This is a genomic window from Deinococcus metallilatus, assembly GCF_004758605.1.
Classification (GTDB): Bacteria; Deinococcota; Deinococci; order Deinococcales; family Deinococcaceae; genus Deinococcus; species Deinococcus metallilatus.
The window spans coordinates 2,777,208-2,792,500 of the sequence record NZ_CP038512.1 but is presented as its reverse complement, the minus strand read 5'-3'; the positions used below and the strand labels follow the sequence as shown (position 1 = coordinate 2,792,500).

Here is a 15,293-nt window from a genome sequence, read left to right as displayed (position 1 = left end):
ATGCAGTCGGCTCACGCCCGAGAGCGCCACGAGGTCACCCAGAACGGGATCGGGCGGCGCCTCCCCCATCACCATCGCGCGGTAACGGGTGGCGAGGGCGCGAACTTCGTCCAGCGGTTTGCCGGTCAGGGCCAGCGTCATCAGGCTGGCGCTGGCCTGGCTGATCGCGCAGCCGCGTCCGGTAAAGCGGAGCTCGGCCAGTCGTCCGCCTTCCACCCTTGCCCAGACCGTCACATGATCGCCGCAGCCGGGATTGTCCAGCGCGGCGTGCGGCGCGCCCGCGATCTCCCCCTGGCCGCGTGGGTGCTGGCCGTGATCGCTGATGATCTGCCGGGCGAGGGTTTCGGGGAGCATCCGCCCTACTCCTGCGGGCCCGGCTCCGGCAGCGTCAGGCGCAGCGCGGCGGCGTGGAGCATCCGCACGCCCGTTTCCAGGCTGGCCTCGTCGATGGTGAAACGGGGGTGGTGATGCGGCCAGCGGCTGTCCGCAGGGTCGCTGCCCGAGCCGACGTTGAAGTACGCGCCGGGGGCCTTTTCCAGGTACGCGCTGAAATCCTCGCCGCCCATCGTGGGCTGCGCGTCTTGGTAATGCTCTTCCCCCACCGTCTCCAGCGCGATCTCCTTCAGTTGCTCGGCCACCCAGTCGGTGTTGATCACGGGCCGGTAACCGAACTCGTACTTCAGCTCGTAGGTCGCGCCGTGCGCCTCGGTGATGCCCTTGATCACGCGCTCGATCAGCTCCGGCGCGCGCTGGCGCAACTCCGGGTCGAAGGTCCGCACCGTGCCCTGGAGGACCGCCGTATCCGGGATGACGTTGTGCGTGGTGCCGCTCTGGAAGTAGGTGATGCTGACCACCAGCGCGTCCAGCGCCGCCACGTTGCGGCTGACCACGTGCTGAAGGTTGGTGACGACCTGCGCGCCCACCGCGATGGGGTCCACCGTCTGCTCGGGGTGCGCGCCGTGCCCGCCCTTGCCCTGGATGGTGAGGTACAGGCTGTCGGGCGCGGCCATGAAGGCGCCCGGCTTCACGCTGACCAGCCCGGCCGGGAGCTGGCTGTTGAGGTGCAGCCCCGTCACCACGTCCACGCCCCGCATCAGGTCCGTCTCCATCACCAGTTCCTCGGCGCCGCCCGGCCCGACCTCCTCGGCGTGCTGGAAGATCATCCGGACCTCGCCCGGCACGTCCTCCGGATGTTCGGAGAGGAGTTTTGCCACGCCCAGCAGGATGGCCGTGTGCCCGTCGTGCCCGCAGGCGTGCATCACGCCCGGCTTCCGGGATTTGAACGCGAAGGTGTTCTCCTCCTCGATGGGCAGCGCGTCGATGTCGGCCCGCAGCAGGACCGTGCGTCCAGGCTGGCCGCCCTTCAGCACGGCGAGAACGCTGGTGGCCGTGGGGCGGGTCACGGTGAGAGCAGGCATCTTCCGCAGCTCGCCCTCGATGTAGGCCGCCGTCTCGTGTTCCTCGAAGCCCACCTCCGGGTTCATGTGCAGGTGCCGCCGCCACGCGACGAGCTGGTCACGGAGGGTTGCCACCGGGTCCACCGTTTGTGTCATGCCTCAGTCTACGCCCGGCTTCCCACAGAAGGCGGCAGGAAGGGTCAAACTGTCTGACGGCCGAACAGTCGAACCGCTGGAGAAGCCGGAGCAAGACGAGGCTTTGAGCGGTCAGAGGGTCAGACAGTTCGACGGTTTGACTCTCCGGCTGTCCTTCGCGGGCGTTCACGAATCGGTCACACTGGGGGCATGCCGGACCTTCGCCCGCAGGCCGCCGCCGAAGCCCTCCAGGCCGCGCAGGAACTGGCCGAATAGAGTTGGCAGGGTGCCGCCGCGCATCTCCGCACCGCTGCCCGTCATGCCCAGGAGGGCGAAATCCCCCGTTACGCCGCGCACCTGCTGGCCGCACACGGGCACCTGCTGGGCGCGCGGGGCAAAGTCGACGCCCTGGCCGTGCTTCACGCCGCGCGGAGCGTTCCCCAGCCTGGAAGCGGGGAAAGTGAAATGCCCTGAGCTGCCCCTCAGCAACTTTTCTGCCGGGAGTGTCGTAATAACAGGCATGAAAAGCCGCCCCTCCTCCAGCAAAACCGCCAACAAAGCCACCTCCGGCAAATTCAGCAAGTGGCTGGTCTACGCGCCCATCGCGCTCGAACTCATCAGCCTGATCCGCCGCAACCAGAAGGCCAAGCGCGGCAAGTACACCAAGCTCCGCAAGCGTGACCGCGCCCTCGACTTCCTGCTGGGGCAGGCCGAGCGCCGACTGGGTGGGAAGCCGAAGGCCCGCCGCCGCTGGTTCTGAATTCTCACCCGATGCGCCCTGGTCCGAATGCCGGGGCGTTGTCTTCTGCCGCCTTCCGGGTTTCCTGAACTTCGGTGCGGGGTGACGGCTGGGCCAGCTAGAGTCGGAGGATATGGACCTCCGCAGCGGCACGGCCTTCTGGCCTCTCAAGAACGGCCTGATGCACACCTATCCGCCCCTGCTGGCGGACGAACGTGCCGACGTGCTGGTGATCGGCGCGGGCATCACCGGGGCGCTGCTGGCCGACGCGCTGACGGGGGCGGGGCTGGACGTGGTGGTGCTGGACCGCCGCGACGCCGCCTTCGGCAGCACCAGCGCCAGCACGGCCCTGTTGCAATACGAGATCGACACCAATCTGGTGGACCTGACGCGCATGATCGGTCAGCACGACGCCGAGAGGGCCTACCAGCTCTGCCGGGAGGCCATCGACCAGATCGGGGCACTCACACGCGAGCTGCCGGACGACTGCGGCTTTGCCCGGCCCGGCAGCCTCTACTACGCTTCCAACCCCGAGGACGCGCGGATGCTGCGGGAGGAACACGCCGCCCGCACCCGCGCCGGGCTGGAGGTGGAATTTCTGGGTGCGGAGGAGGTGAAGGAACGCTTTGGCCTCACCGCGCCCGCCGCCCTCTTCAGCCCGGCGGGCGCGGAGGTGGACCCCTACCGCCTCGCGCAGCACCTGCTCTGGCGGGCCCAGGCGCGGGGCGCGCGCATTCACGACCGCACCGAGGTCACGCACCTCGACGAGAGCGCCAGCGGGTACACGGCCCACACGAGCCGCGCGGCCCGCGTCCAGGCCAGATATGTGATTGTGGCGGCGGGGTATGAGGCGGAACGTTTTGCTGGCAGGCGGCTGGCGCAGCTCAAGGACACCTACGCGCTGGTGACCGAACCGCTCGCCGGGGGACAGCAGCCCTGGCCGACCGGGTGCCTGATCTGGGAAACTGCCCGCCCTTACCTCTATGCCCGCACCACCTCTGACGGCCGCATCCTGATCGGCGGGGAGGACGACGACCACGACAACCCCGCCCGCCGTGAGCGGGTGCTGCCGGACAAACAGCGCCGTCTGGAAGGCAGGCTGGAACAACTCTTCCCTTATCTGAAGACGGAAGTCGCCTTCGCGTGGGCGGGCACCTTCGGGGAGACGCAGGACGGGCTGGCGTTCATCGGGCCGAAGCCGGGCAGTCCGTGTCTGCTGTTCGCGCTGGGGTATGGGGGAAACGGCATTACCTACAGCGTGCAGGCGGCGCGGATGCTGACGGAGCACATCCTGGGGCGGGCGGTGCCGGACATGCGGATTTTCCGGCTGGACCGGTGAGGGGGAGGGAGTGGGCAGGAGTCGTTCCGGACGGTTCCGGCGTTGCCTGACCCGCCCCGGTGCCTGCCTCGGCACCAGCCTTCGCCCATTTGGAACGCGACCTTGACCTGCTCAGTTCGTCACGTTCTTTATGAAGAGTACGCCGTCCGTGAGGCGTAAGTGTTGCCCTCCAAGGGGGAAGTAACCGGCCTGAAGAGGAACGTCCGCTCTCTTTGCCAGGGATTCCGGCAGTGCAGCGGCCAATTTCTGGGAGCGGCAAAGCGTGACCGGAAAGGCGAGCTGCATCAGAGCGCCTTCCAACGTGTCCAGGGCCGGTTCCCCAATGCCTTTTTCGGGCGCTGTGCCGAGGTCACTGGCAATGAAGGCGTATTGCTGGCCGAGACGGGTGCTGACGTGCGCCCCGGCACTCCACCACTCCAGGCGCCTGCCTCTCACCTTCATCGCGCTGATCTGACGTTGCAGGTGGGCGTTATGGGCGAACACGAGTGTCGGCCCCCGCTCCTGTTCACGCTCGGCAATGGCGCTGAGATTGTCGGCCATCATCAGGTCACGCAGCGACAGCATTCGCGCCACGCGGGTGGGTGCGGGATCGGCGATCACGGCATGATAACGAAGGAGGCCGGTCGCCGTGCGGGCGTGCAACTGCGCTTCCCAGAAATCTGGTTGCGCGGCCAGTCCCGGCGTTTCGGTTTGCAAGAGGCTGGAAAGGTTGTCGGCCAGGAGCCGGAGTTGCCGTGCCTCGTCGCTGTTGCCGATGGATTGCGCCGCATCCAGGGCGGCCGCCGGGTTGGTCCAGCGGGCGTCTTCACCACAGAGGTGTTCCAGGGTAGTCGTGTCCACGGGTAACCCGCCCAGATGCGTGGTCAGGAAAGCGTGCAGGGCGAGCAGGCTGACACGGGGACTGGCCGCCCACAGATTTTCCAGGGGCGCGTCGAAGCCATAGAAGCGCAGGTGGCCCTCGGGTTCGCGGCCCGCATTGAAGTCCCTCATCCACTCGGCCAGTGCCCGGTTGGCCTTTATGGCGCCGAAGCCGTGGCTGAAGCCTGTTTGCATGACTTCATCCACCGGTTCTGGGCCCGCTGTGACGGAGGCATTCACCCGCAGGCCAGCGATGATGTCACTTTCAAGGGCGATGGAACGGAAGCCGTGATCCTCGACCAGCGTGCGGAAGATACGGTTGCGCCAGGCAGGGAAGGCGTCAAGGCCATGAGTCGGTTCCCCCAGGGCCAGGAGTCGCGGCGTGGTGGGCAAGGTGCCCAGGAACGCAGAGAGGGCAGCACGTGGCTCGGTCATGTCCCAGCCGACCTGAAGCGGGGTTTGATCTGGCATGATCTGCTCCTTTGCCACAGGGCGCACCCGCTCTGGCCCCATCAGCATCCCTGTGCAGGATGTGAGGACTCTTACGGGGTTTTATTCATTGAGCCTTCATCCTACAATCCAGGGTGATCTACCAGGGGCTTGAATATTCCCTAACCCCTGGGCAGGAGTTAGGGGTTAGCCGTTAAGAAAGGCACTTAGGACTTGCCCCGCAGCCGCCGTCCCAGCGCGGCCAGGTCGCCTGTTCCCCCGGCGGGCAGAAAGGCGTCCAGATGCGGCAGGGCGGCCCGCACCGCCCGCTGGATGGGCTGGTAACCGGACAGGGCGGCCAGCGGCGAGAGCCAGACCAGCAGGCCCGCCCGTGCGGCCAGGTCACGCAGGGCGCGGGACAGCACCTCCGGGTCACCGGTGTCGAGGCCGTCGCTGAGAATCAGGACCACCGTGTCACGGTTCACGCGGGCGCGTTCCTCGCGGGCCAGCCGCAGCAGGTTTTCCCCGATGCGGGTGCCGCCGCCCCAGGCATCACCCAGGTCGGGGAGGCGCAGGGCTTCGCCGGGCCCCGCCGCGCGCAGCAGGGGCGTCAGGCGCGTGAGGCCGGTGCTGAAGGCGTAGACCTCCACCCGCCGCGCCCGCAGGTGCAGGGCAAAGGCAAAGCGCAGCAGCAGCGCCGCACTCTGGCCCATGCTGCGGCTGCCGTCCAGCACCAGCAGGAAGCGGGGAGCACGGCGGGGGCGGCCCAGCCAGCGCAGCCGGATGGGATCGCCCGCCGTCCGAGCGGCTGCCCGCAGGGTGCGCCGCGCGTCCAGCCTGGGGCCGCGTGTCTGGGGCGTCAGCCGCCGGGCCCGCCCCAGTTCCACGGCCCGCACCAGTGTCCCCGCCGCCCGCAGCAGCTCCGGCAGGTCGTCGCCCGGCGCGTCCACCCGGCCTCCTGTCCCCGCGTTCGGACTCAGGCGGGCGGTGAGAAGCTGGGGCAGGCTCTCCGGTTCGCCCTCCGTCTCGCGCTCAGGCGTGGGGCGGGCGGTGGAGGTCCCCGTTTCCTCCTTCACCCCTTCCGCCTGGGACTGACCGGGGACGCGCCGTTCCTTGTCCGCCTCGCCCTGCCGCGCAGGTGGGGGAGGGGGCAGGGGGGCGTCCGTCCGCGGGAGCAGGGGAGGCAACCGGGGCGGGGGTGGCGCCCCGGGTAGGCGAAAGAAGGTGTCGAAGGCCGCGTCAAAGACAGGAACTTCCTCGCGGCGGGCAGTCAGCACGGCCCGCAGGGCGTCGCGGACCTCGCGGGGCTGGCCCAGGTCCACCGCGTCCAGGGCTTGCAGAGCCGCCGTCGCCTCGCCCGGCCCGACCCGGAAGCCGTGCGAGGCGCGCAGGTGCGCGACAAAGGCCGCCATCCGTGCGCTCAGGTCGGCGGGTGCGGGGACGGTCACGGGGCGGCGAGCCTGGTCAGGGTCGGGCGGGCCAGCCGCTGATCCTCGTGCAGCTTCAGCACCGCCCCCAGCGTGAGGTCCAGCGCCTCCGCATCAAGCCAGTCGCGGTGCAGGGCGACCAGCGCGGCGGCCCAGTCGAGCGTCTCCGCTACGCCCGGCGGCTTGCCCAGCGGCAGCTCGCGCAGGGCGTGAACCGCCCGCGTGACCTGGGCCGCCAGCGTCTCCTGGATGCCGGGGAGGCGTGCCCGCACGATCTCCAGCTCCTGCGCCTGCGTGGGGTAATCCACCCACAGGTAGAGGCAGCGGCGCCTCAGCGCGTCGCTCAGTTCGCGGGCGCGGTTGCTGGTCAGCAGGACGTGGGGGCGGGCGGTGGCGGTCAGCGTACCCAGTTCCGGCACCGTCACCTGCCATTCGGCCAGCAGTTCGAGCAAAAAGGCCTCGAAAGCGTCGTCGGCGCGGTCCACCTCGTCGATCAGGAGGACGGGCGGCACCTCCTGGCGGATCGCTTCCAGGAGGGGACGCTGCATCAGGAACTGCGGGCCGTAAAGGTCGGCGTCGCTGACGGCTCGCCCGCCCACCTCGGCGGCGCGCAGGTGCAGGAGCTGGCGGGCATAGTTCCACTCGTACAGCGCGGCCTGCGCGTCCAGCCCCTCGTAACACTGGAGGCGGATCAGGCGGGTGCCCAGGGCGCCTGCCAGCGTCTTGGCCGCCTCGGTCTTGCCGACGCCCGCCGGGCCTTCGAGCAGCAGCGGTTTGCCCAGCGCCACCACCAGCCGCAGGGCCGTGACGAGGGCATCTCCCGCCACGTACCCCCGTGCGCGGAAGGCCGCCCGCAGGTCGGAGGGGGGAGGGGGCTGGGTCACCCCGGCCTCACGCCAGGGTTCCCGCGCGGGCCTCCACCTGCGCGCTCATGTTCTGGAAGGTCCGCTGGATGAGTTTCTGTGCCTGGGCGTCCAGGACGCGCCCGCCCACCGTCGCCACCGGGCCGCGCATGGTCGCGTCGCCGGTCCAGTCGAGGGTGGTGGTGCCGTCCCCGTTGTCGATGACCTTCGCGCCCGCCGTCAGGTCCACCACGCTGCCCAGGCCGCCGCCCTGCACCTTCACGTTTACGCGGTTTTGCGCCTCGTCCGGCTGCACCTCGATTCGGAACTTGAATTTGCCGCGCACCATCCCCACGCCGACCTGCACGGTCGCGTCCATATGGTTCTGGTCATGCACCACGACGTCCTGCACGTCCGGCAGGCAGCGGGCCACCCGTTCGGGGTCCTGCACGAAAGCCCAGACCGCCGCCGGGGGTGCCTTGACCTGTTCCTGACCGCTGTAACTCAGTTTCATGGGGACCTCCTGGGGAGAAGCCGGGTTCTGGGACCTCTCTCCCCATTCTGCCCCACCTGGGGCGGCCCCGGGGTGGATAGACTCCAACCATGCGCCAACCTTCCTCCGGCCCGGTCGCGGGCGTGCTGCTCGCCGCTGGCCGGGGCACGCGGATGGGGCGGCCCAAGCAGCTCGCCACCCTGCACGGGGTGCCGCTGGTGCGTCGCGCCGCTCTCGCGCTGGCGGAAGGTGGCTTTGACCTTCTGCTGGCAGCCGTCCCACCAGGCGAGGTGGGAGAGGGGGTCCGGGCGGCGCTGCGGGGGCTCCCCTTCACTTTTGCCGAGAATCCCGACCCGGCGCGGGGCCTCGCGGGGTCCTTCCGGGTAGCGGCCTCGGCCCTGCCCGCAGGCCTGGGGGCCGCCCACTTCGCGCTGGCCGATATGCCGCTGCTGACCGGCGAGGTTCACGCGCGCCTGCTGGCCGCCTTCCGCGCTTCCGGTGTGCCCCTGGTGCTGGCCGAATATGGGGAAGAGGGAGAGGCTGTCCGCGCCCCGCCCCACCTGTTCCGCGCCGACCTGTTCCCCGCCCTGCGCGAATTGCCCGATGCCGACCACGGCCCGCGAACGCTGCTGCGGCAATGCGCGAAAGAGGCCGTGACGCTGCGGTTTCCCGCCGCCCTGCTGGCCGATGTGGACACGCCGGAGGACCTGGCGCGGCTGGAGGGGGCGGGGTAGAGGACAATGCCCCCAAGTGGGGGTGGTGGTCAAATTGGCGCTCTATGGCAAGTGAGAGTGGTTAAGGTGGGGGTCATGAGGAAACTGGCTACGCTGGCCCTCGCCATTATTGCCTCTACCGCATCAGCGCAGTTGCAATGCTTCTATAAGGACTTGGTTGCTGGGCAACGACAGCAAGTGTGTTTCGATATGTCAAAGCCGCGAGAGGCACAGGCGGCGCAAGATTATATTCGATCTCTCCAGCCACGCGCGGGCATCTTTGACAACCCAATTACAGTGAGGGAGATGCTTACGGCGCGTCACCTCACAGTTCCTGCTAAAATCACCCCATTTCGGGTTTCTGAATCGACTGATGGCCTCATTATTAAAGGCATTATGAATGGTGGGCCAGAAGAAATAAAACTCTCAGGGATTGTCATTGCTCCAGGTCAGGAAGTGAGTGTGGCCCGCCTGCTAGGCTGGTTGGTTCCACCTGCCTCCATCGTAAATGTAGAAGCGACGGGTGAGTATTCGGTGGGTGGGCAGAAAGAAGTATTTTTGTGGCTGGGTAATAACTTGATAAATATTATACTGGTAGAGCGAGGTCTTGCCCTCCCTATTAAGAGCAAGGGTCCGTATGAGGGAGAGTTGGCAAGCGCGGCTGAATTGGCCAAGACACAAAGGTTGGGCATGTATGCCGAAAGCAAGTAAGAACGGTCTATGATCTACAGTTTTTAGGTCCCTCAAAAGAAGGACGCAAAAGCTCACGGGTGCAGATGCCCCTCATGACCCGCGTGGACGCCCTCCGGTTCCACCTGCACCGTCACGTGTTCGATTCCGTAGCGTTCCGCGATCTCGTGCACCTCGGCCAGCAGGGTGGCCGGGGCCTCGGCGCTGACGAGGTGGGCGGTGAGGTTGTGTTCGGCGCTGGTCACGCTCCAGACGTGCAGGTCGTGGACCTCCTGCACGCCGGGGAGGGCGCGCAGGTCCGCCCGTAGGTTATCCAGGTCGAGGCCCTCCGGCACGCCTTCGAGCAGCACGTTCACGCTGGCCTTGAGCAGCGTCCAGGTGCGCGGCAGCACCCATAGGCCGATCAGCGCACCCAGCACCGGGTCCACCCAGGTCAGGCCGGTAAAGCGGATCACGAGCGCCCCGACGATCACGGCGACGGACCCCAGCAGGTCGCCCAGGACTTCGAGGTACGCGGACTTCACGTTCAGGCTGCCTTCACTGCCCCCCGCCAGGATGCGGGCGCTGATCAGGTTCACGAGCAGGCCCAGCACCGCCACGATCAGCATCGGCGTGGTCTGCACCGCCACCGGCTCCCGCAACCGCTGGTAGGCCTCGACCAGAATGTAAATCCCGATGGCAAAGAGCGCCCCGGCGTTCAGCGCCGCCGCCAGAATCTCGGTGCGGCGGTAGCCGAAGGTGCGCTGGCGGTCGGCGGGCCGCTGTCCCAGGCGGATGGCGAGGAGCGAGAGGGCCAGCGCCGCCACATCCGTGAGCATGTGCCCCGCGTCCGAGAGCAGCGCGAGGCTATGCGACAGGAAGCCGTAGATGACCTCCACCACCAGGAACGCGCCGGTCAGGGCCAGCGCGATACGGAGCTGGCGGGCGTTGGCATTCGCCCCGTGGGTGTGGCCGTGTTCGCTCACGCCCCGGCCTTCTCCCCGTCCTGCTCCGCTGGCCCGGAGAGCTGCTCGGCCAGCGCCGGGAACAGCTCGCGCACCCGTGCCCGCGCCTCCTGCCGCGCGGCCTCCTCGCGGGCGATCAGGCGGTCACGTTCATAGCGCAGGAGGTCGGGGTCGGCGTGCAGGAGGCCCAGCACCACCTCGGCGTCCTGAAGGCGGCCCAGCGCCTCCAGCGTGTCGGTCACCACGGGCGGCACCTCGCCCAGCAGGCTCAACGTGTAGCGGTAACGCTTCAGGCGTTTGCGCCAGGCGTGCCACTGTTCCGGGTCGTCCCCGGCCAGCGTGGCCTCGCCGTCCCGCAGGAGCTTCCGGCCGTCCTGCTCGATCAGCCGCCGTGCCCGGCCCTTCCAGCCCGAATGCAGGTCGAAGGCGGGCGGGCGCCCGGGCCAGTCGGTCCGCGCCAGCAGCGCCGCCCGCCGCTCGGCCCAGGTCCGGTCGAAGTAGGCGAGGGTGTCTTCGGGGACGCCCAGTTCGGCCAGCGCGTCCCGCAGGTGCCCGCCCGCCACGTCGTGATCGCGCAGGGGGGCGGCGGCGCGGCGCAGGTCGCGCCAGGCCCGCTCGGTTTTCCTGCCCGCGTCCGCCACCCGCAGTTCCGCCTGGGCCCGCCGGGTGAGCTTGCGGGCCGCGTGGACGGCCTGGGGGTCGCCCGCGCGCAGGTCGTCCCACAGGGTCTTGAGGCGCCGGGCCGCCCGGCTGCGCTGGCTCATCCCTGGCGCCTCCCCGTCAGGGTGACGGTCTGGGTGGGCAGCGGTTCTCCGAACAGGGGATAGCGGCGCGCCGCGCCCGGATCGCCGCGCCCCTCCAGCACCGTGACCTCGGGCCGCCCCGTGACGTTCACGGCCAGCAGGGCCAGTTGCCCGGTTTCGTAGGCCCCCAGGTCGAGGTACACGTGGCGGCCCAGCCGCACCGGGACGCGGACGGGCGTGTGTCCGTGCACGCTGTACGTCACGCCCTCGGGCAGTGGGAACGGTCCATCGAAGGGCCGCAGCCACAGCGCCGCCGACTCGGGGCTGGGGTACTGCCGGTGCGGCACCGGGGGACTGGCGTGCGCGACCAGCACGCTCGCTTCCTCGGGCGGCGTCCGGTGCAGTTCGCCGTCCGCCGTCACGTACACCACCCGGCCCAGCGCGTCGAGGTACTCGGCCAGCACCTGGGGGAACTGCTCCAGGGTCAGGCCGCCCGCCTCGCGGCGCACGCTCTCGCCGCCGTTGCCCATCCACCAGCCGAAGCCTTCCAGCGCCCGGCGGTAGTCGGCGGGGTCGCGTGAGGCGAGGTACTGGCGGAACCATTGCAGGCCTTCTTGCGCCATGCGCTCGTGGTTGCCCATCAGCAGGGTCGCGCGGCCCTGGCGGTGCAGGTCCAGCAGCAGCGCCGCGCACTCCAGACTCTGCGGTCCCCGGTCGATCACGTCCCCCAGGCTCAGCAGGTGGGCGTCCGGGCCGTGGACCGCCTCCACGTACGCCGCCGCCTCCGCCAGCAGGTCCGCGCGCCCGTGCAGGTCCGGGATGATGACGACGGGCCGAATCACAGGTTCTCCGCGCCCGGTTCGTCCGAGAAGTCGAGGAGCGTCTGTTTGCTCCGCTCACGGAGCAGCCGCGCGCCGTCGGGGTCCGGGGTAAAGGTCACGCCCCCCCCGGTGACCGTCACCCGGTAGGCCGCGCCGTCCCGCACGTCCGGCAACCACTCGGCGGGGAGCTGATACGTGCGGCCCCGCGCGTCCTCCACATCCGCGAGGCCCGCGTCCTCGTCCAGCACATCCACCACCAGAAGGTCACCCGCCCACGTCATGGGCGCAGTGTACGCCGCGCTGCACCTTTTGGCGGACGGTGATCTCACGCCTGAACGCTACCTTACGGCTATGACCCCTGCCGCTCCGAACCTGACCCGCCGCCGCGTGCTGCGGGGGCTGCTGGGGGGCGGCCTGGCCCTGGGGACCCTGGGCGGCGCCGGTCTGGCCCAGGCCGCCCGCTTCGAGGTGGTGCGCGAGCGGGCCACGTTGCCGGGCCTGCGCGCGCCGCTGCGGGTCGCCTTCCTGACCGATCTGCATTACGGGCTGTATGTCTTCGGGGGTAGCGTCCGCGCCTGGGTGGACGCCGCGAACGCCGAACGCCCCGACCTGATCCTGCTGGGCGGCGATTTTCTGGACATCCGCCCGGACGGCGACCCCACACCGCTGCTGACCGAACTCGCCCGCCTGCACGCGCCGCTGGGCGTGTACGGCGTGTGGGGCAACCATGACTACGGGAGTTTTGGACTTCCCGACGCCCACGGGCGCGGCGCGGCCCGACCCGACTGGCAGGGGCGGCGACAGGAACTCGCGGCGGCGTTCGCCCGCGCGGGCGTCACCATCCTGCGTGACGCGGGCCGCGCCGTCCGCGATGACCTGTGGGTGGGGGGGGTGGACGATTTCTGGTTCGGGCGACCTGATGCGGGGGCGGCCCTCGCGGGCGCAGGGGAAAGGGCCACGCTGCTGCTCAGCCACAACCCCGACCTCCTCCCCGAGTTGCCCGGCCCGGCGGGGCTGGTCCTGTGCGGGCACACGCACGGTGGGCAGATCCGGCTGCCGCTGATCGGCGCCCCCGTCGTCCCCAGCCGCTACGGGCAGCGGTACGCGCTGGGCTGGGTGCGCGGCGCGTACGGCACGCCCGCCTATGTCAGCCGGGGCCTGGGGACCAGCGGCGTGCCGCTGCGGAACCTCTGCGCGCCGGAGGTGACGGTGCTGACGCTGGCGGGGTGAGAGGGCAGTACCCTGTGAACGTGATTCGTTGTGGCACTTGATCTGATCCCCGACCACCTCCGCGAGAAGTACGAGGTGCATGAGTGGAAGCACGCCTGCGCCATCCTCGCCACTGACTTTCCTGCCGAGTGGAACGATCTGCTGGCCCTGCTGGACGACTTCCGGCTCTGTCAGTCCTGGATCACCTCGGGCGGGGGCAACAAGAGCCGCGTCGCCGACGCCATCGACCGCTTTCTGGTCGCCCGGGGCTGGCGTGAGAAAAAGTTCGACACGGCGGTCACGGTGGACGGTGTTCAGAAGGACAGCCCCACGCATAAGGTGGACTGCTTCAAGAACCGGGTCGCACTCGAAGTCGAATGGAACAACAAAGATCCCTTCTTCGACCGTGACCTGAACAACTTCCGGTTGCTGTTTGACCTGCGGGCTATCAGCGTGGGGGTCATCATCACGCGCTGCGACCATCTGCAAACCATCTTCAACCGGCTCGGGCGGGGAAGCAGTTACGGCATGAGTACCACGCATATGAGCAAACTGCTGCCCCGTATCGAGGGCGGGAGTGGCGCGGGCTGCCCCATTCTCGTCATCGGGATCAGCGAGCGTGTTTACGCGGAGGACTGCTGATGTCGGCGGCCGAGGACTTTCGCCGGGACGTGCAGGGAAAGTACGCGACCATTCTGGCTGATCCCCCCTGGCAGTTCATCAACCGGACCGGCAAGGTCGCCCCTGAACATCACCGCCTCAGCCGCTACCCGACCCTGGGGCTGGAGGCGATCAAGGCCATTCCGGTTGCGGACGCGGCGGCCCCCACCGCTCACCTCTACCTGTGGGTGCCGAATGCCCTGCTGCCCGAGGGGCTGGAGGTCATGAGCGCCTGGGGATTCACGTACAAGACCAACCTGATCTGGCACAAAGTCCGCAAGGACGGTGAACCGGATGGGCGCGGGGTAGGCTTTTATTTTCGCAACACAACGGAGATCATCCTGTTTGGCGTGCGTGGCAAGGGTGCCCGCACGCTCGCGCCGGGCCGACGACAGGTCAATATCCTCAAGACACAGAAGCGCGAGCATTCCCGCAAGCCCGACGAGCAGTACGAACTGATCGAGGCGTGCAGCCCTGGCCCCTATCTGGAACTGTTTGCGCGGGGCACCCGCCCTGGCTGGACGGTCTGGGGCAACCAGGCGGATGAGGCGTACACACCCACCTGGGAGACATACAGTAACCATTCCCGGTCACAGGCCCTGTCCGTAGAACCGTTGCTGCTTCCCTCTGCGCCTCTGGAGCATGCCAACGATTGAGTAACTGGTGTGGGACCGGGCACGCCCTCAGCGCAACCCCCCGTCACGCGCTTGCCGCTGGCGCTTCCTCGTCCAGCACGCGCAGCAGTGCTGTCACGACCGCCGGGTCGAAGTGGGTGCCGCTGCACCGCGCCAGGTGCGCGGCGGCTTCCGCGTGGGGCCAGGCCCGTTTGTAGGGCCGGACGCTGATCAGGGCGTCGTACACGTCGCAGGCGGCGAAGATGCGGGCGTGCAGGGGAATCGCCTCGCCCGCGAGGCCGCAGGGGTAACCGCTGCCGTCCCAGCACTCGTGGTGCCCGGCGATCACGTCGAGCGCCGCGCGGGAGAGGAAGGGCAGTTGTGCCGCCAGCCGCGCCCCCTCGGTGACGTGGCCCTGCATCCGGGCGCGGGCCGCGGCGTCCAGCGTACCGGGGCAGTGCAGGACCTCGTCGGGAATGCCGATCTTGCCGATGTCATGCAGGTACGCGCCCCAGCGCAGGTCGCGCAGTTCCGTCTCGCTGAGGCCCAGGGCGCGGCCCAGGCGCAGCGCCAGCGCGGTCACCCGGTCGGTGTGCCCGTGCGTCTCGGCGTCTCTGGCCTCCAGCATCAGGCCGAGCGCACGCAGGGCACTCTCGTGGGCGTCCCGCTCGCGCTCCTCGGCATCCAGACGCGCGGCCAGCAGCGTCAGCAGGCCGGTGATGGTGCCCACCAGCCGCCGCTCCTCCCCGCTCCAGGCGTGCGGCGTGAACACGTGTGACAGCAGCGCCCCCACCAGCCGCCCCCCCTGGTCGCAGACAGGCGCGGCGGTCAGCGCCAGCACGCCCAGGTCGGCAAAGCCCGCCGCGTGCGGATGGGCGCGCGTGTCCTCGAAGAACAGCACGCTTCCCGCCTCCCGCAGCGCGCCCACCAGCGGCAGTTCCGGTGGCAGGCCGTGCGCCAGCAGCGCCTCCATCAGAGGCCCCTGTGGCATGTCCCCGCTGGCCGCCCGCGCGTGGTAGGCCAGCGTGGTGTCCCGCAACTGAAAGTACCCCGCGCCCACCGCCGCCGTCCGGCTCACCAGCACGTCCAGTACGGGCTGCATCGCGCTCCCCAGATCGGGCGCCGTCAGGCCCAGACGTGTCAGGTGCAGCGACAGGTCATGCGGGGCGGTCGGCACCTCGCCAGCGAAGGGGAAGGCGGTCATGGTATGAACTTAACTTGAGAAATCTCACAAAAATCT

General features: G+C 69.1%; 19 protein-coding genes (1 of these 19 only partly in view). 7 read left to right on the top strand and 12 right to left on the bottom strand.

Features of this window, described 5'->3' with window-relative positions:
- The 3 genes from sufU to E5F05_RS19680 form a co-directional block, all read right to left on the bottom strand.
- Positions 1 to 354, bottom strand: partial view of a Fe-S cluster assembly sulfur transfer protein SufU gene (gene sufU, locus E5F05_RS19690; RefSeq protein WP_129120340.1) — the 5' portion only. The gene continues 69 nt to the left of window position 1, outside the view; the window shows 354 of its 423 coding nt (coding positions 1-354); the start codon lies at positions 352 to 354; the stop codon falls past the left edge of the window.
- Between the two features lie 5 nt (positions 355 to 359).
- Positions 360 to 1,553 (bottom strand): M20 family metallopeptidase, encoded by a 1,194-nt coding sequence (locus tag E5F05_RS19685; protein WP_129120339.1) that lies wholly within the window; start codon positions 1,551 to 1,553, stop codon positions 360 to 362.
- 165 nt (positions 1,554 to 1,718) lie between these two features.
- Positions 1,719 to 1,955: a hypothetical protein gene (locus E5F05_RS19680; RefSeq protein ID WP_129120338.1), complete on the bottom strand. Its 237-nt coding sequence runs from the start codon at positions 1,953 to 1,955 to the stop codon at positions 1,719 to 1,721.
- Between the two features lie 97 nt (positions 1,956 to 2,052).
- Here E5F05_RS19680 and E5F05_RS19675 point away from each other — a divergent pair, with 97 nt between their 5' ends.
- Complete coding sequence (locus tag E5F05_RS19675) at positions 2,053 to 2,292, top strand: hypothetical protein (RefSeq protein ID WP_129120337.1); 240 nt, start codon at positions 2,053 to 2,055, stop codon at positions 2,290 to 2,292.
- A gap of 112 nt (positions 2,293 to 2,404) precedes the next feature.
- Positions 2,405 to 3,610 (top strand): NAD(P)/FAD-dependent oxidoreductase, encoded by a 1,206-nt coding sequence (locus tag E5F05_RS19670; RefSeq protein WP_129120336.1) that lies wholly within the window; start codon positions 2,405 to 2,407, stop codon positions 3,608 to 3,610.
- Between the two features lie 111 nt (positions 3,611 to 3,721).
- Here E5F05_RS19670 and E5F05_RS19665 read toward each other — a convergent pair whose 3' ends face one another.
- From E5F05_RS19665 to E5F05_RS19650, 4 genes are all read right to left on the bottom strand, one after another.
- Entirely contained in the window at positions 3,722 to 4,987 is a 1,266-nt protein-coding gene (locus E5F05_RS19665) for an erythromycin esterase family protein (RefSeq protein WP_241687242.1), read from the bottom strand.
- Between the two features lie 137 nt (positions 4,988 to 5,124).
- Positions 5,125 to 6,345: a vWA domain-containing protein gene (locus tag E5F05_RS19660; RefSeq protein WP_129120335.1), complete on the bottom strand. Its 1,221-nt coding sequence runs from the start codon at positions 6,343 to 6,345 to the stop codon at positions 5,125 to 5,127.
- Positions 6,342 to 7,208, bottom strand: a complete 867-nt coding sequence (locus E5F05_RS19655; RefSeq protein ID WP_129120334.1) for an AAA family ATPase — start codon at positions 7,206 to 7,208, stop codon at positions 6,342 to 6,344. The genes E5F05_RS19660 and E5F05_RS19655 overlap by 4 nt, the downstream gene beginning before the upstream one ends.
- 7 nt (positions 7,209 to 7,215) lie before the next feature.
- The gene (locus E5F05_RS19650) at positions 7,216 to 7,680 is read right to left on the bottom strand and encodes an SRPBCC family protein (protein ID WP_129120333.1); all 465 of its coding nucleotides are present in this window, start codon (positions 7,678 to 7,680) and stop codon (positions 7,216 to 7,218) included.
- Positions 7,681 to 7,769: 89 nt separating this feature from the next.
- Here E5F05_RS19650 and E5F05_RS19645 point away from each other — a divergent pair, with 89 nt between their 5' ends.
- Positions 7,770 to 8,393, top strand: coding sequence for a nucleotidyltransferase family protein (locus E5F05_RS19645; protein WP_129120332.1), 624 nt, complete (start codon positions 7,770 to 7,772; stop codon positions 8,391 to 8,393).
- A 75-nt stretch (positions 8,394 to 8,468) separates the two neighbouring features.
- The gene (locus tag E5F05_RS19640; protein ID WP_129120331.1) at positions 8,469 to 9,083 is read left to right on the top strand and encodes a hypothetical protein; all 615 of its coding nucleotides are present in this window, start codon (positions 8,469 to 8,471) and stop codon (positions 9,081 to 9,083) included.
- Positions 9,084 to 9,136: 53 nt separating this feature from the next.
- On the opposite strand, the gene E5F05_RS19635 is transcribed toward E5F05_RS19640, so the two are convergent.
- From E5F05_RS19635 to E5F05_RS19620, 4 genes are read right to left on the bottom strand one after another with little or no spacing between them, the layout of a single operon-like run.
- Positions 9,137 to 10,027, bottom strand: a complete 891-nt coding sequence (locus E5F05_RS19635; RefSeq protein ID WP_129120330.1) for a cation diffusion facilitator family transporter — start codon at positions 10,025 to 10,027, stop codon at positions 9,137 to 9,139.
- A complete protein-coding gene (locus tag E5F05_RS19630) occupies positions 10,024 to 10,770 on the bottom strand; it encodes a CHAD domain-containing protein (RefSeq protein ID WP_129120329.1) in 747 nt (248 codons plus the stop codon). Before E5F05_RS19630 ends, E5F05_RS19635 begins: the two co-directional genes overlap by 4 nt.
- On the bottom strand, positions 10,767 to 11,591 hold the full coding sequence (locus E5F05_RS19625; protein ID WP_129120328.1) for a metallophosphoesterase: 825 nt from the start codon (positions 11,589 to 11,591) through the stop codon (positions 10,767 to 10,769). The genes E5F05_RS19630 and E5F05_RS19625 overlap by 4 nt, the downstream gene beginning before the upstream one ends.
- Positions 11,588 to 11,851 (bottom strand): hypothetical protein, encoded by a 264-nt coding sequence (locus tag E5F05_RS19620; RefSeq protein ID WP_129120327.1) that lies wholly within the window; start codon positions 11,849 to 11,851, stop codon positions 11,588 to 11,590. Before E5F05_RS19620 ends, E5F05_RS19625 begins: the two co-directional genes overlap by 4 nt.
- A gap of 70 nt (positions 11,852 to 11,921) precedes the next feature.
- Here E5F05_RS19620 and E5F05_RS19615 point away from each other — a divergent pair, with 70 nt between their 5' ends.
- Genes E5F05_RS19615 through E5F05_RS19605 form a run of 3 tightly spaced genes read left to right on the top strand, consistent with a single transcriptional unit; the run spans position 11,922 to position 14,095 of the window.
- Positions 11,922 to 12,800 carry a metallophosphoesterase gene (locus E5F05_RS19615; protein WP_129120326.1) on the top strand — a complete coding sequence of 293 codons (879 nt, stop codon included), beginning with the start codon at positions 11,922 to 11,924 and terminating at the stop codon, positions 12,798 to 12,800.
- Positions 12,801 to 12,830: 30 nt separating this feature from the next.
- On the top strand, positions 12,831 to 13,421 hold the full coding sequence (locus E5F05_RS19610; RefSeq protein WP_129120325.1) for a BglII/BstYI family type II restriction endonuclease: 591 nt from the start codon (positions 12,831 to 12,833) through the stop codon (positions 13,419 to 13,421).
- A complete protein-coding gene (locus tag E5F05_RS19605; RefSeq protein WP_129120324.1) occupies positions 13,421 to 14,095 on the top strand; it encodes an MT-A70 family methyltransferase in 675 nt (224 codons plus the stop codon). The genes E5F05_RS19610 and E5F05_RS19605 overlap by 1 nt, the downstream gene beginning before the upstream one ends.
- 43 nt (positions 14,096 to 14,138) lie before the next feature.
- Here E5F05_RS19605 and E5F05_RS19600 read toward each other — a convergent pair whose 3' ends face one another.
- Positions 14,139 to 15,257: an HD-GYP domain-containing protein gene (locus E5F05_RS19600; RefSeq protein ID WP_129120323.1), complete on the bottom strand. Its 1,119-nt coding sequence runs from the start codon at positions 15,255 to 15,257 to the stop codon at positions 14,139 to 14,141.
- Positions 15,258 to 15,293: the final 36 nt, after the last annotated feature.